The sequence below is a fragment of the Allomuricauda sp. CP2A genome (assembly GCF_001683915.1).
GTDB lineage: Bacteria > Bacteroidota > Bacteroidia > Flavobacteriales > Flavobacteriaceae > Flagellimonas.
In genome coordinates this window covers 1-22413 of the sequence record NZ_LXTT01000090.1, presented here as the reverse complement: position 1 = coordinate 22413, position 22413 = coordinate 1, and the positions used below count along the sequence as shown (strand labels likewise).

The 22413-nt window shown below is 43.8% G+C and carries 21 protein-coding genes; 10 read left to right on the top strand and 11 right to left on the bottom strand.

All coding sequences use genetic code 11. From position 1 onward, the window contains the following. The coding region (locus tag A7D14_RS10930) for a P-loop NTPase fold protein (protein ID WP_176712408.1) at positions 1 to 377 on the bottom strand (377 nt) is incomplete at its 3' end. 739 nt (positions 378 to 1116) lie between these two features. Here A7D14_RS10930 and A7D14_RS10920 point away from each other — a divergent pair. Continuing rightward, on the top strand, positions 1117 to 1446 hold the full coding sequence (locus A7D14_RS10920; RefSeq protein WP_141673351.1) for a hypothetical protein: 330 nt from the start codon (positions 1117 to 1119) through the stop codon (positions 1444 to 1446). Between the two features lie 40 nt (positions 1447 to 1486). On the opposite strand, the gene A7D14_RS10915 is transcribed toward A7D14_RS10920, so the two are convergent. Beyond that, positions 1487 to 2656, bottom strand: a complete 1170-nt coding sequence (locus tag A7D14_RS10915) for a PQQ-dependent sugar dehydrogenase (RefSeq protein ID WP_141673349.1) — start codon at positions 2654 to 2656, stop codon at positions 1487 to 1489. A 130-nt stretch (positions 2657 to 2786) separates the two neighbouring features. Then, a complete protein-coding gene (locus A7D14_RS10910) occupies positions 2787 to 3347 on the bottom strand; it encodes a DUF4251 domain-containing protein (protein WP_067034186.1) in 561 nt (186 codons plus the stop codon). Positions 3348 to 3441: 94 nt separating this feature from the next. Between A7D14_RS10910 and A7D14_RS10905 the strand changes: the two genes are divergently transcribed. Beyond that, on the top strand, positions 3442 to 5661 hold the full coding sequence (locus tag A7D14_RS10905) for a carbohydrate binding family 9 domain-containing protein (RefSeq protein WP_067034183.1): 2220 nt from the start codon (positions 3442 to 3444) through the stop codon (positions 5659 to 5661). Positions 5662 to 5678: 17 nt separating this feature from the next. Here the strand turns inward: A7D14_RS10905 and A7D14_RS10900 are convergent, their stop codons facing one another. The 5 genes from A7D14_RS10900 to A7D14_RS10880 all read right to left on the bottom strand — a co-directional run bounded on the left by A7D14_RS10900 (position 5679) and on the right by A7D14_RS10880 (position 10459). Beyond that, positions 5679 to 6596 (bottom strand): EamA family transporter, encoded by a 918-nt coding sequence (locus A7D14_RS10900; protein WP_067034180.1) that lies wholly within the window; start codon positions 6594 to 6596, stop codon positions 5679 to 5681. A gap of 121 nt (positions 6597 to 6717) precedes the next feature. Continuing rightward, positions 6718 to 7047, bottom strand: coding sequence for a hypothetical protein (locus A7D14_RS10895; RefSeq protein ID WP_067034177.1), 330 nt, complete (start codon positions 7045 to 7047; stop codon positions 6718 to 6720). Between the two features lie 168 nt (positions 7048 to 7215). After that, positions 7216 to 7908, bottom strand: coding sequence for an OmpA family protein (locus A7D14_RS10890; protein WP_067034174.1), 693 nt, complete (start codon positions 7906 to 7908; stop codon positions 7216 to 7218). A gap of 4 nt (positions 7909 to 7912) precedes the next feature. Beyond that, a complete protein-coding gene (locus A7D14_RS10885; protein ID WP_067034171.1) occupies positions 7913 to 8395 on the bottom strand; it encodes a lipocalin family protein in 483 nt (160 codons plus the stop codon). Positions 8396 to 8482: 87 nt separating this feature from the next. Further along, a complete protein-coding gene (locus A7D14_RS10880; protein ID WP_067034168.1) occupies positions 8483 to 10459 on the bottom strand; it encodes a thiamine pyrophosphate-dependent enzyme in 1977 nt (658 codons plus the stop codon). A 111-nt stretch (positions 10460 to 10570) separates the two neighbouring features. On the opposite strand from A7D14_RS10880, the gene A7D14_RS10875 reads away from it, so the two are divergent. The 5 genes from A7D14_RS10875 (at position 10571) to A7D14_RS10855 (ending at position 14723) form a co-directional block, all read left to right on the top strand. After that, the gene (locus tag A7D14_RS10875) at positions 10571 to 11521 is read left to right on the top strand and encodes an isopenicillin N synthase family dioxygenase (RefSeq protein WP_067034165.1); all 951 of its coding nucleotides are present in this window, start codon (positions 10571 to 10573) and stop codon (positions 11519 to 11521) included. A gap of 3 nt (positions 11522 to 11524) precedes the next feature. After that, positions 11525 to 11854 carry a translation initiation factor gene (locus A7D14_RS10870; RefSeq protein WP_067034162.1) on the top strand — a complete coding sequence of 110 codons (330 nt, stop codon included), beginning with the start codon at positions 11525 to 11527 and terminating at the stop codon, positions 11852 to 11854. A gap of 123 nt (positions 11855 to 11977) precedes the next feature. Next, a complete protein-coding gene (locus A7D14_RS10865) occupies positions 11978 to 12910 on the top strand; it encodes a DUF1835 domain-containing protein (protein ID WP_067034158.1) in 933 nt (310 codons plus the stop codon). Between the two features lie 5 nt (positions 12911 to 12915). Then, a complete protein-coding gene (locus A7D14_RS10860; RefSeq protein WP_067034155.1) occupies positions 12916 to 13797 on the top strand; it encodes a nucleoside phosphorylase in 882 nt (293 codons plus the stop codon). A gap of 71 nt (positions 13798 to 13868) precedes the next feature. Further along, positions 13869 to 14723 carry a substrate-binding domain-containing protein gene (locus A7D14_RS10855; RefSeq protein WP_067034152.1) on the top strand — a complete coding sequence of 285 codons (855 nt, stop codon included), beginning with the start codon at positions 13869 to 13871 and terminating at the stop codon, positions 14721 to 14723. Here A7D14_RS10855 and A7D14_RS10850 read toward each other — a convergent pair. Together A7D14_RS10850 and A7D14_RS10845 are read right to left on the bottom strand one after the other, a co-directional pair. After that, entirely contained in the window at positions 14713 to 15120 is a 408-nt protein-coding gene (locus tag A7D14_RS10850; RefSeq protein ID WP_176712407.1) for a response regulator, read from the bottom strand. The two genes, A7D14_RS10855 and A7D14_RS10850, sit on opposite strands and share 11 nt — an antisense overlap. 72 nt (positions 15121 to 15192) lie before the next feature. Further along, positions 15193 to 15858 carry a uracil-DNA glycosylase gene (locus tag A7D14_RS10845; RefSeq protein WP_067034146.1) on the bottom strand — a complete coding sequence of 222 codons (666 nt, stop codon included), beginning with the start codon at positions 15856 to 15858 and terminating at the stop codon, positions 15193 to 15195. Positions 15859 to 16066: 208 nt separating this feature from the next. On the opposite strand from A7D14_RS10845, the gene A7D14_RS10840 reads away from it, so the two are divergent. From A7D14_RS10840 to A7D14_RS10830, 3 genes are all read left to right on the top strand, one after another. Next, positions 16067 to 18238, top strand: coding sequence for an endonuclease MutS2 (locus A7D14_RS10840; protein ID WP_067034143.1), 2172 nt, complete (start codon positions 16067 to 16069; stop codon positions 18236 to 18238). Between the two features lie 503 nt (positions 18239 to 18741). Further along, a complete protein-coding gene (locus tag A7D14_RS10835) occupies positions 18742 to 20733 on the top strand; it encodes a heavy metal translocating P-type ATPase (protein ID WP_255307440.1) in 1992 nt (663 codons plus the stop codon). 514 nt (positions 20734 to 21247) lie between these two features. Next, on the top strand, positions 21248 to 21661 hold the full coding sequence (locus A7D14_RS10830; protein ID WP_083158061.1) for an EthD family reductase: 414 nt from the start codon (positions 21248 to 21250) through the stop codon (positions 21659 to 21661). A 63-nt stretch (positions 21662 to 21724) separates the two neighbouring features. Here A7D14_RS10830 and A7D14_RS10825 read toward each other — a convergent pair whose 3' ends face one another. Further along, positions 21725 to 22003, bottom strand: a complete 279-nt coding sequence (locus A7D14_RS10825) for a hypothetical protein (RefSeq protein ID WP_067034137.1) — start codon at positions 22001 to 22003, stop codon at positions 21725 to 21727. Positions 22004 to 22413: the final 410 nt, after the last annotated feature.

Below are 22413 nucleotides of genomic sequence, written 5' to 3'. Positions count from 1 at the left end.
ATTTCACTTTCTAAATTTTTTTCTAACTCAAAGCCCGCTTTATAAAAATTTGTTCCATAGAATTTCCCAGAAAGTTTTTTATCTAAATCTTTCAAAAAAGTTCTTCTTAGGGCATCTCCTTCGTGTTTCCAAACATCGAAAATTATCAACGGTACATTATTTTTTTTTAGGTTAGTTTGTAGCGTTTCTGCAATAGAGCTTTTTCCTGAACCCCAACCTCCATAAATTCCAATGGTAAAGGATTCTGGGCTTCTTAAAACAATTCTCTCTAGTGTGCTGACAATCTTATCATGGCCAAAAAGAAGCCCTCCGTCTTTCGGCCGCTCAGAAATGAATTTAAAGAGATCCTCTCTTTTTTTGTTTTTCTTTTTGATCATATTATTTAAGCATATTATGAACCTTGCCTTTAATCCCATTGATGGACATAATGATGACTTCAATTTTATAAATGATTAAGAATGGGGAAGAATCTAAATATAAAAATTTTTAACAAGTAATCCATTACGGAAAACTGCAAAACCATTAAAAATTAAATAGTTATGGGTTTTACCCAATGGGCCACAAAAAAAAGGAAGACCCTTCGGCCTTCCCCTATCCTTTCCCTTAAACACTTAAATTTTTACCCAGTAACCCGACATTTTTGATCAGTGCGTTTATAGCGGCCACGGTTTTTGAAGGAATGCTTCGTCAGTTCGAGTACATTTTCGGAGCAAGGTGGAGAAAATGTGTATCGAGAACTTCCTTCAAGATCCACTACGGATACTAGCATATATTTTTTTAAGATTATTCTGTCACACGTCAATTCAAATACCCCATTCATCAACTTAAATGGGGTATTGGTCAATTCCCAACAAGACCTGTACCCCATTCATCTTACTTTTCCGGAAAGACACGGGAAAATGACTACGTTAGAAACCATAAATCTCTTACAGATGATTTGTTTGGGCCTTGTAGGGTTAATTCTTTATCTATTGGGTTTTCTTCACGGTGCCCATTGGGGAAAGAGAAACAGGTTGTAAGCAATATGAAGCTTCAATATTCGTTGAATAATTCCAAATCAACCTAAACCAAACCGCCATAGCCATTCCCCAAAACGACCCAGACCTACAGCAAATCTTGATCTTATGCCACAATGCCGACTATACGGTTCGTGTGGACGAACTTTGTGATGGACAAATTCGATATCAATGTTGGCACAAACCAAAGACCCTCTTGGAACCTCCGAACCTTGTATTGGACAACGGCTGCATTAGGCAAAGTCCCAAAAAGGACAAAACGGAATATGTTTTTGCTTGGGACGAATGGGTCTATACCGTTGAGCGCATTGTGTCCCGTGGAAAATTTGCATCGACCCATATATTTCTTGAGGTTTCCAATACGGAAAACCAACGCAGCACCTGGAAAATGGAGGATTTGACCCCTCCCAAGTACCTTCAATTCCTATAATGGCCGTTCTAAAATTTGGATAGGGATGCCTGGGCTATGATCAACCGCCATAGGTGACCCTGTAGATGGCATTGCCCTCATCATCGGAAATCAGCAACGAACCGTCTTCCAAAAAGAGCAAGTCCACCGGTCTTCCAAATTCTTCTTGGGTCTCATCGTCCAGCCACCCATCAATAAAGGGCTCGTAACTGACCGCCTCATTGCCGTTCAATTTCACCAACATGACCCTGTACCCTATTTTTTTGGAGCGGTTCCAAGAACCGTGCTCGGCAAGAAAGGCATGTCCCTTATACTCCGCAGGGAACATGGAACCGGTGTCAAACTTTACTCCCAGTGCGGCAACGTGGGCGCCCAACGGTTGTACCGGAGGTACAAAATCGGAGCAAGGACGTAGCTTGCCAAACTCGGGGTCAGCTACGGTTCCGCCATGGCAGAAGGGATATCCAAAGTGCTGGCCCACTTCAGCCAAACGATTGAGCTCGCCCGGAGGCAGGTCGTCCCCCATCATATCGCGGTTGTTGTCCGTGAACCACAACTCATCCGTTTCTGGGTGCCACGTAAAACCCACCGTATTCCGTACCCCGTGCGCCACGATCTCCCGATTGGTGCCGTCCGCATCCATGCGGGTGATGGTGCCAAAACGCTCGTCCTCGTCAGTTCGGTCACAAATATTGCAGGGTGCGCCCACGGGCACATAGAGTTTGTCGTCGGGGCCAAAGGCGATGTATTTCCAACCGTGGTGGAATTCGGTTGGGTAGTCGTCATAAATCAATTCAGGTGCCGGTGGGTTTTCCAATGATGCTTCAATATTGTCATATCTGAACAGTTTGCTTACCGCTGCCACGTACAATGCGCCATCTTTGAAGGCAACGCCGTTGGGCTGCTCCAAATCCTCGGCAATGGTATAGACATCGTCCACTTTATAATCCCCGTCCGTATCCTTGAGGGCATATACCTTGTTTTCATTCCGTGTGCCCACGAACAAAGTCCCGTCAGCGCCCATGGCCATAGATCTTGCTCCTTCAATGCCTTCGGCATAGGTGTCGATTTTAAATCCTTCGGGGAGGTTTAAACGATCTAAGGGCAAGCTGGATTCCGTGGTTTCGTCCACATTGCCATTATCTTGCTGGGCCTGTTCGTCCGCAGCTTCTCCCTCATTTCCCCCTTTCTTGCCATTGCAGGATAGAATGGCCAGGGAAAAAAGAATCATACAAATTGATTTCAAAGTGAATTGGGTGGTCCTCATTATAGAAAATTTAATGCTTTTGGTTTCTTGATGGATAAAGCTAAGGCAAAATGGTGGAAATGGGCAAGGATAGGGTCAATGTTTCACAAAAAACCTATTCTTCGTCCTTATTGTATTCTGAAAGCGTCCCGTCGTACCGAATTTGGGTCCTTTGTGAGCTGGTAATGCTTATGGAACTGGAGCGGGATGGAAACAATTGGGCGATTACTTGAAAGGATTCCGACCCATTGTTAATGTTGAAGCGCATGGTGTACCCCTTGGTTTTGGAATTGGGCTCTATTTGAAGGTCTTCGGGCACCCCCTCAAATTGAATCCCTGTATTCTGGGAATTGTAGGGACCGGACATTTGTCGCTCGCCAAAATAAGGCAGGTCCGCCTTGACCATGTCATCGACCAGTCGCAAATAACTTGCGTTTCCCGTGATATCCACTTGGCTGGCATTACTGCCATACGGAAGCAAACGGGCATTGGAGATACTGTTCAGTGCTTGACTTGCCATGGGTCTGGCCCACCGAGCATTGATTTCAAATGACCTTTTGGCCACCAAATTGTCCAACGCTTCCATTTCTTCCGGGGAAGTGACTGTCTTGGCTCCTCCACAAGCCATGGCCATCAAGACCAATACCCCTATACCATATCTGATCAGTGTCCTCATTTGTTTCAAAATCAAAAGCTTACTACAAAATAATGAATCCATTCAACATTTCTGATTTTAGAAGTATATTTAACAACTAACCAGACCTCATTTTATGAAAAATCCCCTTGTAAAATTGTCATCTCTTTTGGCATTGGTTTGTTTTGGTCAGGTGCAATCCCAACAAACTTCGCCACAAGCCCAAACAGGAAGCAAGCCCCTCTATTATGCCACCATGCTGGAAGAGGATCCCCTGGTGGATGGGGAGATCATCAACGATCCTGTATGGCAGCTGATTCCCACCTTAACGGACTTGGTCCAGATTCGCCCAAATTACGGAGCGCCCGTTTCAGAAAAAACAGAGGTGCGTATTGCGTATAGCAGCACCACCTTTTATGTGTCCGTGGTTTGTTATGACACCGACGCCAATAGCATTGTCGTTTCCGATTCTCGCCGGGATGCCGACTTAAATGATGAGGACAGTTTTCTTTTTATTATTGATACGTACCACGATAGACAAAATGGGTTTCTTTTTGGCACAAATGCCCAAGGAATGGAGTATGATGCGCAAATAGACAATGAGGGCAAGGGCAACAACAATGCCAACAGGCAGCAGGGCGGTGTCATAGGGGGCACCAATATCAACTGGGACGCCACATGGAAGGTGCGGTCACAATTGGGTGATTATGGCTGGAGTGCCGAATTTGCCATCCCGTTCCGTTCACTGCGGTACGCACCGGGAGAGAACAAGACCTGGGGGTTGAATTTTCAACGGAACATCAGCAAGAATACCGAAACGGCCTACTGGACCTCCCTCCCATTGGGTTTTGATATGAAACGTTTATCCCTGGCCGGAAACTTGGAGGGTTTGAACCTTAAAAATCCGGGCAACCTGAAGCTTATTCCTTATGTGTTGGGCCAACATGTGAATGATGACGCACTGGACGAGACCGAAACCAATTTTGATGCCGGGGCCGATATCAAATACAGTGTTACCCCAAGCTTGACGCTCGACCTCACGTATAACACCGACTTTGCCCAGGTTGAAGTGGATGACCAGCAGGTAAATCTGGACCGATTCAATCTTTTCTTTCCTGAAAAAAGGGCGTTTTTCTTGGAAAATGCAGGGCAATTTGGCGTGGGTAGCCCCGGAGAGGTAGATCTGTTCTTCAGCAGACGTATTGGGATTGGTGAAGGGGGCAGCCTTGTGCCCATTATTGGCGGTGCGCGGTTATCCGGGAAAGTGGGACAGACCAATGTGGGCTTTTTGAGCATGTTCACGGATGATGTGGAAGAAGCCGCCATTGAAAAGAACAATTTTACCGTGGCACGGGTGAACCATAATTTTGGTGGTACACGCTCTTCTTTGGGAGGGATTTTTATCAGCAGGGCCGGTTTGGGCGAAATGGAGGACGACTATAACCGTGTTTATGCCATGGATGGTAAATGGGGCATTGGCAACAAAGCTGAGATTACAGGTTTTGCCGCAAAAAGTGTTACCCCGGGAATAGAAGACAACGACCATGCCTTTAAAATTTTGGGAAATTACGATTGGAACGGTTGGCGTTTAAATGCGGGGTATACCGAAGTTGGGGAAGGTTTTAACCCAGAGGTAGGGTTCTTGCAGCGTACCGCCTTTCGGAAGCCTGAGTTTTTGGTGTTCAGGACACATCGATTCAAGGATGCCGGTAAGTTATTGGAAATACGACCCCATGTTTCCTACAGAGGGTATTGGAACTTTGACGACCAATTGATCACCAGTTTCCTGCATGTGGATAACCATTGGGTTTTTAAAAGTGGATTTGAGATCCATACCGGTATCAACTTTACCACGGAACAGGTGTTTGAAGATTTTACCATTTCCGATGTAACGGTCCCCGTGGGCTACTATAATAATCAGGAATTGCAATTGGTCATCACAACCAACCCCAATAACGCACTATTCTTTGATACCCGAACCATTATCGGGGGTTATTTTAACGGACACCAGATTACCAACAGTGGCACGGCAAAATACAGGATTGGGGATAAGTTCAATAGCTCATTGACCATGAGCCACAGTGATATTCAGTTGGACACAGGCAATTTAACTGCATTGGTTGGTGGGCTCAGGCTCGCCTATTCCTTTACGCCACGGATTTTCTTGCAAAGTTTGATCCAACGGAACAATGTTTCCAACATCACCTCGGTCAATGCCAGGTTTGGGTGGCTGCAAAATGCCAATACCGGGCTTTTTGTGGTATTCAATGTGGTGAAGGATGATGATATGGTCGATGCGTTGGACAATCAGACCTTTACCATAAAATATACCCACCGGTTTGATATTTTGAATTAGGAAGCGATCATCACCCCTTATCGTTTAAACCGTTCAAAAATGGCCAAGGTCTTTTTGGTGTTGATAAAATATACGCCCGTGAGCAAAACCACAGCGGCCACCAAAGATTGGACCGTAATCTGTTCATCCAAAAAATACCATCCCAACAAGAGGGCTACAATGGGGTTCACATAGGTTGATGTGGCCACTTTTTCTGGAGATACGGCCTTCAGTAAAAAATTGAAGGACGTAAACGCCAAGATGCTCCCAAAAATGACCAAAAGCACCATGGACCACTGCACTCTTGTACTCCAGTCCAAAGGTGAAGACCATTCCTCACCAAAAGTCAGACTCATCAAGGCCAGAATAATGCCTGCTGTCAACATTTGGTATCCGGTATTCACAAAATAATTGGTGGGCAGTTCGGCCCGGGCCACAAAAAGGCTTCCATAGGCCCAACTCAACATACAAAAGAATATCATGATCATACCCGTGATGGAATCTTCTTGGGTTATCACCTGCTTTTGGCTTACCAGTAGATAAATGCCAATAACTCCAAGAACCACCCCAACTACGGACATGGGCTGAATTTTTTTACCTTGCAACATACGCATCAACAACAAAATAATAAGAGGCTGTGCGGATATTTCGAGGGCGGCAAAACCACTGTCCACATACCGCAATGCCCACACCACTACCCCATTCCCAAAGCTCAGAAACAAAATCCCGGCGATAACGGCATTGATGAATTGTTTTTTGGTAATGCTGAGGGAAATCCCCATGATTTTGGCCAAAATGAATATAAGCAGACCGGCAGTGATGAATCGGCATGAGGCCAACAAAAAAGGAGGCAGTTCCGAGACCGCTATCTTGTTCAAGAGATACGTGGAACCCCAAAATACATAAATGGCAAAAAAGGCAAGGAATACCAGTGCTGAATTCGAGGATTTTCCCATGAAAAGATGTTTGGCTATTGCCCTGCAATATTACGCATGTTTGAAAGAGAAAAAAACAGATTGCCCGCTAACTTTTTCAATAAATTAGAGTGCGGTGCAAGGAGTAAAGGAAGGGGGGAGTTCAATAATGTTGTTGGGTCTCCAAGAGGTATCCCGCAATATCTTTTTCCAATTGTTTGAAGCGTTCCAGATGAAGCTCAATTTTTCTATCCAATTCCGGGGCTTCATCCTTTTTGGTCTTTAGAAGTTCTATGATGTGTGCCTGATGTTTTGCGAAAATCCTGAAACCATGTTTGATCTCGTACATTTTATCAAAACAGGATGGGTTGTTGGGCTCACAGATATACGAAGCCAATTTTTTGGAAAGACGTTGTATGATCTTGTTGTTCCGCTCCAAGCGGACCAACAGTTCCTGAACTTGATGTGTACTTTGTTCGGCAACAGGAATCATACTTTATACTTTGAATTGGGTCATTGCTAATTTCCCTTTAAGATAGTGATTTTCTTATATTTAATATAGCTTGCCTGTTTCAAATTTCTGTTAATTAACACAATGTGTTATCATAAAAAAAGCCCGATGCGAAAACATCGGGCCTTCTGGTTATCTTGAAATTGGTTATTAGCCTTTGGTCTGTTCGTAGGCTTCCTCTTTCAATTCCTCACTGGCCACAATGGCCAATTCCACACGACGGTTAGCTGCTTTTCCGGCAGCGGTGTCATTGCTTTCAATGGGTTGGACCTCTCCATACCATTTTGTGGTGAACCTTCCACTTGAGATTCCCTTGGCGACCAAATAATTGGTTACGGCCTGGGCCCTTCTCTGGGAAAGGGTCATGTTGTATTCCTCACTACCATCGCTATCGGTATGGCCTTCCACCAAAATGTTTGATTTTGGATATTCTTGGAAGATTCCGGCCAATTTATCCAAAGTAGTTGCAGAAGTTCCTTTGATATCAGCTTTATTGGTGTCAAAATAAACACCGTTTTCACCACTGAAGGTAACATTGATACCTTCCCCAACACGTTTTACGTCTGCCCCAGGGATTTCCTCTTCAATACGTTCAGCTTGGCGGTCCATACGGTTACCGATATATCCACCTGCAGCACCACCCACAACGGCACCAATGATGGCTCCAAGGGCCGTATTTCCTTTTCCAACATTGTTTCCTATAATCCCACCGATAACGGCTCCCCCACCGGCACCAATAGCGGCACCTTTTTGGGTATTATTGGCATTTTTTACGGCATCGCAGCTCAAAATAAGGCTCAGTGCCAAGAAAGCGGTTGTACTTCTTAATATGATTTTCTTCATCTGATTATTTTTTTGTGAATTCGTATACTATGGTTACAGGTTGTCCGTCAACCGATACGTTGGATTTCAAGGTCATGGCCTGCTCCGTTAAACTGACAATGTTCAAACGATAGCCGTAACCTCCGGAAATGTCCTTTCGGTTTTCGTCGATAAACTTGAACTGCAATTGGCTGCTGTAGTTTTGTGAAGGTTCCACCACGGACCATCTGAAAAAACGGTCGCCCCCTTGGCAAAGGGTACTTGGTGCAATGGTATACCTTCCGGTACTGTTGTTGTCCCGAAAGAACCAATCACTGCCCTCAAAGCAGATATCCTCAGCATCGTTAAAGATGACGGATTTAAAATTACCTGAATTGTTTTCGTAAGAAATGTTGTCCAAAGACCACGTACCACTAAAAAGGTTACGTTGGGTCCTTGCACTTTTGGAAACTGAGCACGACGTGAGTAAGATTCCCGCCAGCGCAACATAAAAGAATTGTTTTACCATAAGAATTTGGAGTTTTAGTTTATATATATACGAGTGAGACACCAGATTTAGCGTTTTGTCTTGTTAAAAAAACGTTAACGCTTTCTTCTAGTAGGCATAAAGGTTCAATAATGCTGATTCAAACCGTTGTTTGGGCAGGTAGTTTTCTTCCAACTCTTTTGCAAAGGGAACAGGGGTTTCCAAACTCCCTACCCTTTTGATGGGAGCGTCCAAATACCGAAAACATTCTTCCATGACCATTGCTGAAATATCGCTGGCAATACCGCCGAACAACGTATCTTCTTGTAAAATAATAAGCTTCCCTGTCTTTTTCACCGAAGTGTAGACAGTATCCATGTCAAGAGGTTGAAGAGTTCGTAAATCTACGAGATCTGCTTCAATATTTGGATGTTTTTCCAGCACTTCCGATGCCCAATGCACCCCAGCCCCATAAGTGACAATGGAAATGGAGGCCCCTTTTCTCAAAAGATTGGCCTTACCAAACGGTAGTGTGTAGTAATCTTTGGGGACATCGCCATAAATACTTCGGTACAAACCTTTGTGCTCAAAGAACAATACAGGATTGGGATCGTTGATGGCCGTGTTCAATAGGCCCTTTGCATCTGCCGGAAAAGCGGGGTACACCACTTTAAGTCCCGGGGTTTTGGTAAACCACGCCTCATTGGTCTGGGAATGGAACGGGCCTGCTCCCAACCCTCCACCACAGGGCATCCGGATGACCACATCGGCTTTTTCGTTCCAACGGTAGTGGACTTTTGCCAAATAATTGACGATGGGGTTGAATCCTGAACTGACAAAATCGGCAAATTGCATTTCAACCACGGACTTCATGCCGTTGATGGACAGTCCCATGGCAGTGGAAACAATTCCCGATTCACAAATTGGGGTGTTGCGCACCCTGCTCTTGCCAAACTTGGCGGTGAAGCCTTCCGTGATTTTGAAAACCCCTCCGTAATCGGCGATATCCTGACCCATGATGATCAATTCGTTGTGGCGGAACATGGATTGCTCCAGCCCTTGCGAAATAGCGTCCACAAAACGAATATTTTCAGAGTTTTCTTTAGGTTCAATATGTTGGTAATCAAATTCTTGATATACCTCTTTTAACTCTTTTGTTTCATTAAATGAAACTGGGGGTTCATCAAAGGCCATCTTCAAATTCTCATTGATCTCCTCGGAAATTTCGGCCTTGATGTTGTCAATTTCCTCTTGGGAAATGACACCCTCTTCCAGTAGAAAAGCTTCATAATTGGCAATAGGATCTTGCTTCGCCCATTTGCTCATCAGTTTTTCGGGAACGTATTTGGTGCCACTGGCCTCTTCGTGTCCCCGCATCCGAAAGGTCTTGAATTCCAATAGCATGGGTCGCGGGCGTTTTCGCATGGCCTTGCAAAGCTCATCTACTTTAGTGTACACCTCCAAAATGTTGTTCCCATCAATGATTCTAGATTCCATGCCGTATCCTTTGGCCCTATCCGCCAAGTTTTCGCAATTGTATTGTTCATTGGTGGGCGTGGACAAGCCGTATCCATTATTTTCAATACAAAACAGTACGGGAAGACTCCAAACAGATGCGATGTTCAGGGCTTCGTGAAAATCACCTTCGCTGGTGGCGCCTTCACCCGTAAAAACAGCAGTGACCCGTTTTTTTCTTCCCAGTAAATCCGCCAAGGCAATCCCGTCGGCCACGCCCAATTGGGGACCCAAGTGGGAAATCATCCCCACAATCCTGTATTCTTGGGTGCCAAAATGGAAACTTCGGTCACGCCCTTGGGTAAATCCGCTTTGCTTTCCTTGCCATTGGGCAAACAGTCGGTGCAAGGGGATATTTCGGGAGGTGAACACCCCCAGATTCCGGTGCATCGGCAGAATGTACTCCTCCTTTTTCAACGCTTGGGTCACTCCCACTGAAATGGCCTCCTGCCCAATGCCACTGAACCATTTGGAAATCTTGCCTTGCCGGAGCAAGATCAACATCTTTTCCTCGATCATTCTGGGCTTTAGCATTCCCGTGTAGAGGTCCCGTAATTTTTGGTGATCCAAATCGCCAATGTGATATCGCATACCCTAAAAATTCAACGGGATAAATGTAGTAAAAAAGCCATCCATCCAAATTGAAATTTCGAAACCTTCAGCATTATTCATTACTTTTGATCGTAATCAAAAATTGATGGCATGAGTGCAATTCCAAGTGTAGACCTAGAAGATTTTGTCTCTGGGGATCCCGTCAGAAAAGAAAAGTTTGTGAAAGAAATAGGTGCTGCTTTTGAGGATATCGGCTTTGTTGCCCTTAGTGGCCATTTTTTGTCCGATGAACTGGTGGACGACCTTTATTCAGAAATCAAAAAGTTCTTCCAGCTGCCCCAAAACGTCAAGGACAAATATGAAATTGAGGGTATTGGCGGACAGCGGGGCTATACTTCCTTCGGAAAAGAACACGCCAAAGGAAGAAAAGAAGGGGATTTAAAGGAGTTTTGGCATTTTGGCCAATATGTAGAGGACAATCCAAAGTTGGAAGCCGAATATCCGGATAACGTGACCGTCACAGAACTTCCCGAATTCAATGCCGTTGGCAAGGAAACCTATAAAATGTTGGAGAAAACGGCCCAATACGTACTTCGGGCCCTGGCACTCCATTTGGGATTGGAGGAAACTTATTTTGACGAGTACATTAAAAACGGGAACTCCATTTTACGGCCTATCCACTACCCGCCCATTACGGAAGAGCCCAAAAATGCGGTGAGAGCTGCGGCCCATGGAGACATCAACCTGATTACATTGCTTATGGGTGCCCATGGAAAAGGCTTGCAAGTAAAAAACCACAAAGGGGTATGGGTGGATGCCATTGCCAAACCCGATGAACTGATGATCAATGTTGGGGACATGCTTTCCCGGTTGACCAATAATAAATTAAAATCCACGATCCATCAGGTAGTGAACCCGCCCAAAGAACTTTGGGGCACATCGCGTTATTCCATTCCGTTTTTTATGCACCCCATTAGCGAAATGCCACTGAACTGCTTGGAGGATTGTATTGATGAGGAACACCCAAAAGCTTTTGAGGACATTACCGCTGGGGAATTTCTTCATGAACGACTTATTGAACTTGGATTGATAAAAAAATAATACATGGACCTAAAGGATCAACTCAAGAACTTGTTCCCAGAGCATGTTCCTGAGGAAGATACAGCAAAGAAACAGGAGAAGCCTAAGTATTGGCTCCAAGACGACCCTATTATCTGTAAATACGAGAAACGAAAAGGGAAACCCATAACCATTCTGGAAGGTTACAATGGCGCCGATTCTGATTTTAAGAAGTTGGCTAAAGACCTCAAGACCTTTTTGGGTGTGGGCGGTAGTTTTAAAAATGAATCCATCATCATTCAAGGGGATTATCGGGACAGAATCATGGAATTTTTAAAAGATCATGGATTTTCAGTGAAACGGGTCGGTGGATAATGGTTTTCAAGCCCATTCGTGTTAAATTTGAACATTGAAAACCAATGTTTTATGAAAAAATTTTTGTGTTCTTGCTATAAATCTTACTTTTATTCTTCCTAACCAACGAAAACTGAGCTGAAAATGAAATCACTGTTGCACATAACCAACGGGGACAGTTTCACGTCTAAATTACAATCGCTACAATTACAGGGAGATATTATTACATGGAGGGAGATGCTCTGCGAAGGCAAAACCCTATGTACGGTTGGTAGTGAATCTTTCTGGAAGACACGATTTGAATTTTTGAACAAAAACTACAAGATTTCCAAATCTTGGTTTGTTGAAAAAACACTGAAAGAGTATAGGTCGCTCTGTAACCACAAACAACAAGACCATATTGTGCTTTGGTTTGAATACGATCTATTCTGCCAAATAAACATGTTGGCCGTTCTCAGTTGGTTGAAAACCCATAGAAGACATGCCGAAATCTCATTGGTGTGCAGTGGAAAGGAAGATGACAGTGACAAATTTTATGGCCTAAGTGAATTGAGCGATGAAAAACTCATGGCGCTCTACAAAGATAGGACCATGCTTACCCAGGACGATATTGAATATGCCGATTATGTTTGGCAATTGTACTGCAGCGACAACCCCATTCGTCTTGAAAACCTGATCAATAATGATAATTTTCAGTTTGAGTACCTTTCCGATGCGCTAAAAACACATCTAAAGCGTTTCCCGACCATAAAGAATGGTTTGAATGAATTGGAAAACCACATTTTGGATGTTGCGGCCTCACAAAAGCCAAGATCAAAAAAAGAACTTTTGGGCAATTTATTGACCGACCAAGGTTTTTACGGATTTGGCGATTCGCAGTATGAACGCATCATTACTTCTTTAAAGCCTTTGTTCGGGTCCTTCAACCCTGTAAAGTTGACCAAAAAAGGCAAGGAAGTTCTGGAGAACAAGAACAATTACTACTCTCAAATACGTGACAATCAACTATATTTAGGGGGTTCTTTAAAGTATAACTTCCTGTATAATACTGACACCAACCGTATTTTAAAACTCTAAGGTAAATGTCCTTAGGCAGCTCAGAGTTGATTCTGAATCTTGATGGCAGTATTTACCATCTCAACCTTCTTCCAGAAGATATAGCGGACACCATCATCACCGTAGGTGATCCCGAACGTGTTTCCCATGTTTCCAAATATTTTGATTCCATTGAACTGAAAAAAGGAAAACGGGAATTCATTACCCACACCGGTAGTTTATCAGGCAAACGGATCACGGTCATTTCCACAGGTATCGGGACGGACAATATCGACATTGTTTTGAACGAATTGGACGCTTTGGCTAACATTGATTTTACATCGAGAACGATAAACCCAAAAAAAAGACAGCTCAGTTTTATACGGATTGGTACATCGGGAAGCATACAACCCACCGTCCCTATCGATTCATTTTTGCTGAGCACTTCAGCCATTGGATTTGATGGTCTACTGTATTTTTATGAGAGTGGACACGTAAGAAACAGCGACCTGGAAATCAAGCTCAATGAGTATTTAGGCTGGCATGTCCAAAACATTAGGCCCTATGCGGTTGATTTTGATGAAACCTTGGCCGCTCATTTTACTTCAAATCGTATACGATTTGGAATAACAGCAACAAATTCAGGGTTTTATGGGCCGCAAGGCAGGAACCTTCGTGCCGCACCAAAGATACCTGACTTTAATGAGCGACTTGCTGCATTTTCCTATCAAAATCAGCAGATCACCAACCTGGAAATGGAAACCTCTGGCATTTATGGATTGGCCAAATTGCATGGACACCGGGCCATTTCATTAAATGCCATCCTCGCCAATAGGGTCACAGGAGAGTTTTCAAAAAACAGCAAAAAGTCGATTGATGAGCTTATTCAATTCACGCTGGAGCAATTGACTTCAAGTGATTTTGTCTAGTCTTATGTATCGGTTTGTAAAAACATACCGGGTAGAATCTGTATTTTTAACCAACCTTAAAACAAACCCACGTGAAGACTGTTAAAATAATCGGAGTACCGGAACATTTCAACCTGCCCTGGCATCTGGCCATGGAAGATGGTGCCTTTGAGGATCGAGGCATTGCATTGGACTGGACTGATGTTCCTGAGGGAACGGGAAAAATGTGCCAAATGCTGGAGAACCATGAAGCTGATTTGGCCATCATTCTCACTGAGGGGATCATCAAAAGTATCTCACAAGGAAACCCGAGTAAAATTGTTCAAGTGTATATTTCCTCTCCTTTGCTTTGGGGCATTCATGTAGCGGCCAACAGTTCCAGAAATTCAATTCAAGAGTTGAAGGATGACAAAGTGGCCATAAGCCGTATGGGGAGCGGCAGCCACCTAATGGCTTATGTAAATGCCCAAAACCAAGGGTGGAACCCTAAAAAATTGCAGTTTGACATCATTGACAATCTGGATGGCGCCGTAAAAAGTTTGACCGAAGGTTCCAATGCCTATTTTATGTGGGAGCATTTCACTACCAAACCCTTGGTGGACAATGGTACCTTTAAATGGTTGGAGGACTGCCCCACTCCATGGCCCTGTTTTGTAATCGCAGCCACGGATGCTTTTTTGGAAACCAATTCCGGGGTGTTGAACCATATTTTGGAAGTCATCAACACCTACACGGAAGAATTCAAACAGATTCCAAGTATAGACCGCACCCTGGCCAACCGATACGAACAAAAACTCGATGATATTCAAGATTGGCTATCAAAAACCACATGGGGACAAGACCAGTTGTCACAAGAAACGCTTGAAGTCGTTCAAAAGCGGTTGTTCAGTCTAAATTTAATTGAAGAAGTCAAGGAAGCACCCAAATTTCTTTATCCTAGTCACTAAAGAAATGTTTGGTCACCAATGCCCGAAACTTGATATCTGACAGGGGTTTTTGTACCACCTCAACCACGCTGGGGTGGGTCATGGCCAATGTGTTCTCATCAATGTCCATCCCGGTCAGCACAATGATAACAACGTTCTCCTTCAATTCATCATCAAACTTTTCCGAATAGACATCCAAGAACTCCCAACCATTCATGATGGACATGTTTACGTCCAGCATCATCAGACAGGGCAAATCTTCGTTGGGGGAGACTTTCTGTAAAAACGCAATGGCTTCTTTGCCATTACGCACTTTGTGTACTTTTAAAGAGCTGTCTAGTTGTCTTATGAAAAAGCTGTTGACCAAATTGGTGGTATCGTCATCGTCTACCAATAAAATAGATTTCAATCTCTCCAAATTCGGGTATTTCAGCTAAAGGGTTAAACATACGGAATTCTAAACAATTACAAAATGGTATTTAGCTGAACATCACCAATCTATGGGTGTTTTTCCCATTTTAGCCAACAAACCGTTGGTTTTACTGAAATGTTGGTTGCCAAACCAGAGCCCCCTATTGGCACTTAAAGGTGAAGGGTGGCCCGAAGTGAGAATGTGATGCTTGGTCTTATCGATCAATGCCGATTTCTTTTTTGCGAAACCGCCCCAAAGCAAGAAAACAACCCCTTCCATTTTATTGGAAACGGTTTTGATCACCGCATCGGTAAACTGCTCCCATCCTTTATTTTGGTGACTACCGGCATTATGGGCCCGCACCGTTAAGGTGGCGTTCAGCAATAAGACCCCTTGGTCTGCCCATCGTTCCAAATTACCGCTCTTGGGATACGGTTTTTGCACATCGACCTTGATTTCCTTAAAAATATTGACCAGCGATGGCGGATGTGGAACCCCATCTTTTACCGAAAAACACAATCCGTTGGCTTGGTTGGGCCCATGATAGGGATCCTGACCAATAATGACCACTTTGGTCTCCTGAAACGGACAATGGCCAAAAGCAGCGAAAATATCCTTGCCCTTGGGGTAGCAAGTATGTTCTTGGTACTCTTGTTTTACAAATTGGGCCAATTGCTTAAAATAGGGTTTGTCAAATTCAGGTTGTAAATGCGCCTTCCAGCTTGGTTCAATGGAAACCTCCATATATTGTTTATTTCTTTTTGGTCAAATTGAATATTACATATCCGGGGCCCACCACAAAATGGAGCAAGATGATTCCCATGTTTGAGTAAAAAAGTGGGGCGATGCCCCAAATTTAGGAATTGAATGGGTTTTATGGGCACAACTCACATCAAAAAGCAGCTTTTCTTCCCATTCCAATAGTATATCTTTGCGCCCATATAGTATAGGAATGCAAAAGATTCACCCCAAAACACTTCAAGATTTGGAGTTTCCCACTGTGCTGCAACAGGTTTCAACCCGCTGCAATACCGAATTGGGAAAAGAAATGGCCTTGGCCATCACTCCCATCGCCAAGAAAGAGGAATTGTTGGAAGTTTTGGGGCAGACCTCGGAGTATTTGGCATCCTACTCCAATGACAACCGCATTCCCAACCATGGATTTGATGCAATCAATGCAGAACTCTCTTTGCTGAAAATTGAGAACAGCACCTTGGAAATTTCAGGATTTAGAAGGATTGGTGGAATTTGCAAAACCGTGGCCATTCATCAAAAATTCCTGAAAAAATTCAAGGAATACTATCCGTTGCTGTTCAAAAAATCGACTGAGTTGGAGGCCAACACTGAAATTCCCGAAGCCATTGATCAGGTCATCGACAAATTTGGCGAAATCAAGGATTCCGCTTCCGAAGATTTAAAACACATCCGTTCCCAAATCAATGAAGTACGTGGAAAAATCAACCAAAGCTTCGCAGCCGCTTTAACGCGCTATCAATCGTCTGAGTTTTTGGATGACATTCGCGAGTCGGTTGTGGAAAACCGAAGGGTATTGGCGGTAAAGGCCATGCACCGCCGTAAAGTAAAAGGGACCGTGATGGGCAGTTCCAAAACGGGCAGTATTGTGTACATCATCCCAGATACCACTGTGGGTTACACCCGGGAACTCAACAATTTGGAATTTGACGAAAAAGAGGAAATCCAGCGTATTCTCAACCAACTCACCAATACCATTCGCCCCTTTGCTCCTTTACTGAAGGAATATCAATCCTATCTTACGGATATCGACATTACCGCAGCCAAGGCCAAATATGCCTCGGAAATGAATGCCCTGTTGCCAGAGATCAGTGAAGAGCGGGAGTTATCCCTTCGGGATGCCTATCACCCCCTGCTCTATTTGACCAATAAACGAAAGAATGAAAAAACGTGGCCACAGAGCATTCAGTTGCATAGAGAAAACCGAATTATTGTCATTTCTGGGCCCAATGCGGGTGGAAAAAGTATCACTTTGAAGACCATCGGGCTATTGCAAGTGATGCTCCAAAGTGGGTTGTTGATTCCGGTCCATGAGCGAAGCACAGTATGTCTTTTTGATAAAATCTTAACGGATATTGGCGACAATCAATCCATTGAAAATCATTTAAGTACATACAGTTACCGTTTGAAGAACATGAACTATTTCTTAAAACGGTGCAATGCCAAAACGCTGTTCTTGATTGATGAATTTGGAACAGGAAGTGACCCTGAATTGGGCGGGGCCCTGGCGGAAGCTTTCCTCGAAGTATTTTATGAACGTGAGGCTTATGGCGTCATCACCACCCACTATGCCAATCTCAAGGCTTTGGCCAACGAATTGCCCCATGTTACCAATGCCAATATGCGTTTTAATTCCCAAACGTTGGAACCCACCTTTCAATTGGTGTTGGGCGAAGCCGGAAGTTCTTTCACCTTTGAGGTGGCGCAAAAGAATGGCATCCCCTACTCCTTGATCAACAAGGCCAAGAAAAAGATAGAGCGTAGTAAGGTGCGGTTTGATGCCACCATTGCCAAATTGCAGAAAGAGCGCAACAAAATGGTGGAGACCGGCTCCAAATTGAAGGAAGAAGAATCCAAGGCACGTGAAGAAGCCGATAAGCTGGAACAACTGAATTCCAAGATCAAATCCAAACTGGAGAGCTACCAAGAGCTGTACGACCATAATCAGCGGATGATCCAAATTGGGAACAAAGTCAACAAAGCAGCCGAACAATACTTTTTGGACAATAAAAAACGCCCCCTGATCTCTGAATTGCTTCGCATTGTGGAAACCGAAAACAGCAAGCGCAAAAAAACTACGGCCCGGAAGGCCAAGGAAAAACAAAAGCAGCAGCAACAGGTGGCCCAAGAACTGGAACAGAAGATCAAAAAAGTTCGGGTGGAGAAAAAGGTGGAAAAGAAAAGGGCCATTCAAAAAGAAAAAAACAAACCAAGACCTGTCTTTAAAATTGGGGACCGTGTCCGGCTAATGGATGGCAAGGCCGTGGGCAGCATTGACACCCTGGAAAAAGGCAAGGCCGTGGTCAATTACGGTATGTTCACCACCAATGTAAGTGTAGATCAATTGGAATTGGTGGAGGCGAAAAAGTGATCCATTCTCATTCCTGCGGAAGCACTATCCCCTATTCGCAGAATAAAAGCAGTTTCCATAGTACTCACTCGCCCATCTCCATTCGGTTATTAGGGTTGCCATAACCCGACCATTTGTTTCATTTAGCTCCTTCGATATTATAAACAAATTCATAAGAAACACTGGAGTAGCTTTCTTATAACATTGTTCTTGGATTTCGCTATATTTCCACAAAAATCCAGGAAGTCCGTTCAGCTAGCCTTTCTTTATCAAAGAACGACCTCAAAGATGTTTATAGCCAAGGCAAATCAAACATGGAAAAACTCCAGATTAAAATAGAGGCAGCCCAACATACTCCTAACAATAAGAGTATTGAGCAGACTTTAAGAAAAGAAACGGGGGTGCATCATGTTTCTATTTCGACGTCCGGATCGATACAAATTGAATGGAATGCGAATCAAACCAATCCATCCGAAATTATTAATTCAATCAAAAAATTGGGTCTGAAAATTGTTCGTGTGAAAATTGATGATGCGCCGTCACAAAAAGAGGAGTATCGTACCCCACATTCCTATCTCTACATTTTAGGGGAAAACACAGAACTATATTTTTCGATAATCAGCGGTATATTTTGGTTATTGGGCGTAGTTTTTTCATATACCCACGATGACACACCCCTTATAGCAACCACTCTTTTTGTTTTTGGAGTTGCCTTTGGCGGCATATTTACACTCATAACCGTAGTTGAAGATTTGTTTAGGAAAAGGTTTGAAATAGATTTCCTTATGCTTTTTGCTGCGATAGGAGCAGCAATACTGGGAAAATGGGGAGAAGCTGCATTATTGCTTTTTTTGTTCAGCTTGGGGCATGCCTTGGAGCATTATGCCATGAAGCGGGCGAAGAAGTCGATTACCGCGCTTTCCAATTTAGCACCTCCAATGGCTCTGGTCAAACGGAATGGAAAACTGACCGAAGTTCACATTGAACAGCTCAAATTGGGAGATATTATTGTGGTAAAGCCAAATTCAAAAATTGCTGCGGATGGTGTGGTTACCAATGGAACAAGCCCAGTGAACCAAGCATCTATCACCGGGGAAAGTGTACCGGTAGATAAACGCCCCAACCACAATTGGCAAAATGAGAACGATATCAATAAACTTCTTCCAGAGCACCGTGTATTTGCAGGTACCTTAAATGGCAATGGCGTACTGGAAATTAAAGTGTTGAAAGAGGCAAAGGATAGTACGCTTTCGCGGCTCATTACCTTGGTAAAAGAAGCTGAAGCACAAAAATCACCCACACAACACCTTACTGACAAGTTTGAAAAATATTATGTTCCCCTTGTGTTGCTTTTAGTGGTTTTATTGATATTCAGTTTCCTTGTTATTGATGAGACCTTTCAACAGAGTTTTTACCGAGCAATGTCTGTATTGATTGCTGCATCCCCATGCGCTTTGGCCATTTCCACACCAAGTGCTGTATTGGCAGGAATTGCACGTGCCGCCCGTCACGGTGTTTTAATTAAAGGAGGTCGTCCCCTAGAGGATTTAGGCGGATTAAAAGCCATAGCATTCGACAAAACAGGAACACTCACCACAGGCAGACCTACCTTGACCCACGCCATTCCTTTTGGAGATGCTTCAAAATCACATTTATTAAAAGTTGCGGTAGCTGTGGAAGACTTGAGTGACCACCCGTTGGCAGCCGCAATTGTGGAAGGGGGAAAAAAAGAATTGGGAAACATTGCTATTCCTAAAGCCGAAAACCTGAAATCATTAACGGCAAGGGGCATTCAAGCCAATTGGAAAGAAAGCTTGATCCACATTGGCAATCGTAGGCTTTTTGAGGAATTGACACAGAAAAAAGTTCCTGAAGAAATTGACTTGAAAATGTCAGAACTGGAATCAGGTGGGCACACCGCCATGATCGTTCATCAAGATGATAGCTACTTGGGCATAATCTCGGCAATGGACATTGCTCGCCCAGAAGCCGTTTCAACACTTGCCACATTAAAAAAAATGGGGGTTCAGCGGATGATCATGCTAACCGGCGATAATCAAAAAGTAGCTGATGCAATCGCTAAACAAATTGGAATCACAGACCCAATGGGCAGTCTATTACCGGAAGACAAAGTAAATGCCATAGAACAATTGAAACAGCAAGTAGGAAATGTGGCAATGGTTGGGGATGGTGTAAATGACGCTCCTGCCATGGCAAAAAGTACTGTTGGTATTGCAATGGGAGCAGCTGGTTCCGACGTTGCTTTGGAAACAGCGGACATTGCCTTGATGGCCGATAAACTGGATAATCTTCCCTTTGCCATTGGTCTGAGCAGAAAAGCAAAGGTCATCATAAAGCAAAACCTAATCATCAGTTTAGGCATGGTAGCGCTTTTGGTTCCCTTGACCATTTTGGGAACCATAGCTATTGGACCCGCCGTAATAGGCCATGAAGGATCTACCTTGGTCGTTGTTCTGAATGCTTTGAGGTTGTTGAAGTATGAAATACAAGAGTAGACGATGCGTAACACGTCTTCTTAATAAGGCTCACAGCTTTAGTGAGTTTTTTGAATACGCTCTAAAAAGTTCGAGTACATCAGAACCCTTCCCAAAGGCTGTCAGTTAGGGTGATTTTCGGAGAAAATAGCCTATCTGCGGCAGACAGGTATAGACAACTCACTACCAAAGTTATCAGTTCGATTGTTTCTTTGAACAGAGTGAAAGAAAAGGTATCGAGAATCCGTTCCCAGTGTTGTCAGTTCGAGTGATTTTCAAGGAAAATCGTATTGAGAACCAATCCCCCACGGTCTAAAAATTGATTCTCGATACTAATTTAGCCCAAGATCATGGGCTAAATTCACTCGAATTGACACGTTTTAGCCATAGCTCCGCCATACTTCCAACCTCCAACCTCCAACTTCTGACAATTAACCCCCTTATCCCGTTTCATCGCATTCATGATCCATGGATTTTAGTTATCTTCACTTGCGCCATCAAACGTTGGTAATACATCAAACTAAACAAACAACAGATGAGAACAAAGACCACACTCCTCGCCCTAGCATTGATCCTTGCCTTTGGCTTTACCAAGAACGAATCTGCCGAGTATCCAAAGATTGAAAAGGGCATGATCAAAATGACCATCTTTTACCCCAACGCCGAAGACGTAACCTTTGACATGGATTATTATGTGAACAACCACATGGCCATGGCGGCCAATTTAATGGGCGATGCCCTAAAGGCCATGATGATCGATAAAGGACTTTCGGGCGGCACGCCGGAAACACCCTCACCCTATGTAGCCGTAGGCTATTTTTATTTTGACAGCATGGAAGACTTTCAAAATGCGATGGGCCCAATCTCGGACCAGCTACGGGCCGATGTTCCCAACTACACCAACGTACAACCGGTGATCCAATTCAGTGAAGTGCAGACCGCGCAGTAATTTTCAAAGTGTAACCTCGAACTGACATTTGGGTTACGAACCAACTTCGTACTTCTCCTAAAATTACTCCGTAATCCGCTCAATACACTCCCACAGCCCCTTTACGGTAAAGAGGGCGTCTTTTTCTGCCTCGTCCAAGGGTTCATGGGAATGGTAAATGGTAATATCGTGGAGCAGTTTTAGGGAATTCACCAAATCTGGGGCATCCAAATAATGTGCATACTCCAAGAGTTGCACTTGGGCCGGGGTAAGCAGTTGGGAAATTTGGGGCGCACTGGGAGCGGCATCGGCACTACCCGCTTGACAATGGGGGCAGTTTTTTTGACCATCTTGTGTTGACATAAGTAAGAGGATTAAAAATTAAACAAAGAGGGAAGGTCACCGTCAACACATTCCAAGCAATGCTCAGATAGGTCTCGGGACTTGCACCCGTATGCCTTCCCTGTTTCTTTTGTTTAAACCGATTTCGAGATTTTCGCATTGCGAGATTTATAAAATGTGTTGACAGGGCAAATATACGTTTTTGTCAGAATTCGTTGATAACTCGTGAAAAAGAATGATACTAACTTATTGGTTTTGAGACGGGAATGGGTGAAATTTGGTGGTTAACAGATGTATATTATAGCGCTATGAACTAGTTTTAGCACATTTGAGGAAATCTAGAAAAATTCAAACTTGACAACAAAAAATGTTGAGACAAAATATAACGTCAGAAGAAGAATTCATTGAATATTTATATAATCCTGAATCAT

Coding starts and splice junctions, on each gene's coding strand:
- A7D14_RS10860 (WP_067034155.1), top strand. CDS start 12,916: ATGTCCTTAGGCAGCTCAGAGTTGATTCTGAATCTTGATGGCAGTATT.
- A7D14_RS10890 (WP_067034174.1), bottom strand. CDS start 7,908: ATGAAGAAAATCATATTAAGAAGTACAACCGCTTTCTTGGCACTGAGC.
- A7D14_RS10915 (WP_141673349.1), bottom strand. CDS start 2,656: ATGATTCTTTTTTCCCTGGCCATTCTATCCTGCAATGGCAAGAAAGGG.
- A7D14_RS10885 (WP_067034171.1), bottom strand. CDS start 8,395: ATGGTAAAACAATTCTTTTATGTTGCGCTGGCGGGAATCTTACTCACG.
- A7D14_RS10910 (WP_067034186.1), bottom strand. CDS start 3,347: ATGAGGACACTGATCAGATATGGTATAGGGGTATTGGTCTTGATGGCC.
- A7D14_RS10845 (WP_067034146.1), bottom strand. CDS start 15,858: ATGGAGGTTTCCATTGAACCAAGCTGGAAGGCGCATTTACAACCTGAA.
- A7D14_RS10865 (WP_067034158.1), top strand. CDS start 11,978: ATGAAATCACTGTTGCACATAACCAACGGGGACAGTTTCACGTCTAAA.
- A7D14_RS10875 (WP_067034165.1), top strand. CDS start 10,571: ATGAGTGCAATTCCAAGTGTAGACCTAGAAGATTTTGTCTCTGGGGAT.
- A7D14_RS10880 (WP_067034168.1), bottom strand. CDS start 10,459: ATGCGATATCACATTGGCGATTTGGATCACCAAAAATTACGGGACCTC.
- A7D14_RS10870 (WP_067034162.1), top strand. CDS start 11,525: ATGGACCTAAAGGATCAACTCAAGAACTTGTTCCCAGAGCATGTTCCT.
- A7D14_RS10840 (WP_067034143.1), top strand. CDS start 16,067: ATGCAAAAGATTCACCCCAAAACACTTCAAGATTTGGAGTTTCCCACT.
- A7D14_RS10830 (WP_083158061.1), top strand. CDS start 21,248: ATGAGAACAAAGACCACACTCCTCGCCCTAGCATTGATCCTTGCCTTT.
- A7D14_RS10905 (WP_067034183.1), top strand. CDS start 3,442: ATGAAAAATCCCCTTGTAAAATTGTCATCTCTTTTGGCATTGGTTTGT.
- A7D14_RS10825 (WP_067034137.1), bottom strand. CDS start 22,003: ATGTCAACACAAGATGGTCAAAAAAACTGCCCCCATTGTCAAGCGGGT.
- A7D14_RS10895 (WP_067034177.1), bottom strand. CDS start 7,047: ATGATTCCTGTTGCCGAACAAAGTACACATCAAGTTCAGGAACTGTTG.
- A7D14_RS10900 (WP_067034180.1), bottom strand. CDS start 6,596: ATGGGAAAATCCTCGAATTCAGCACTGGTATTCCTTGCCTTTTTTGCC.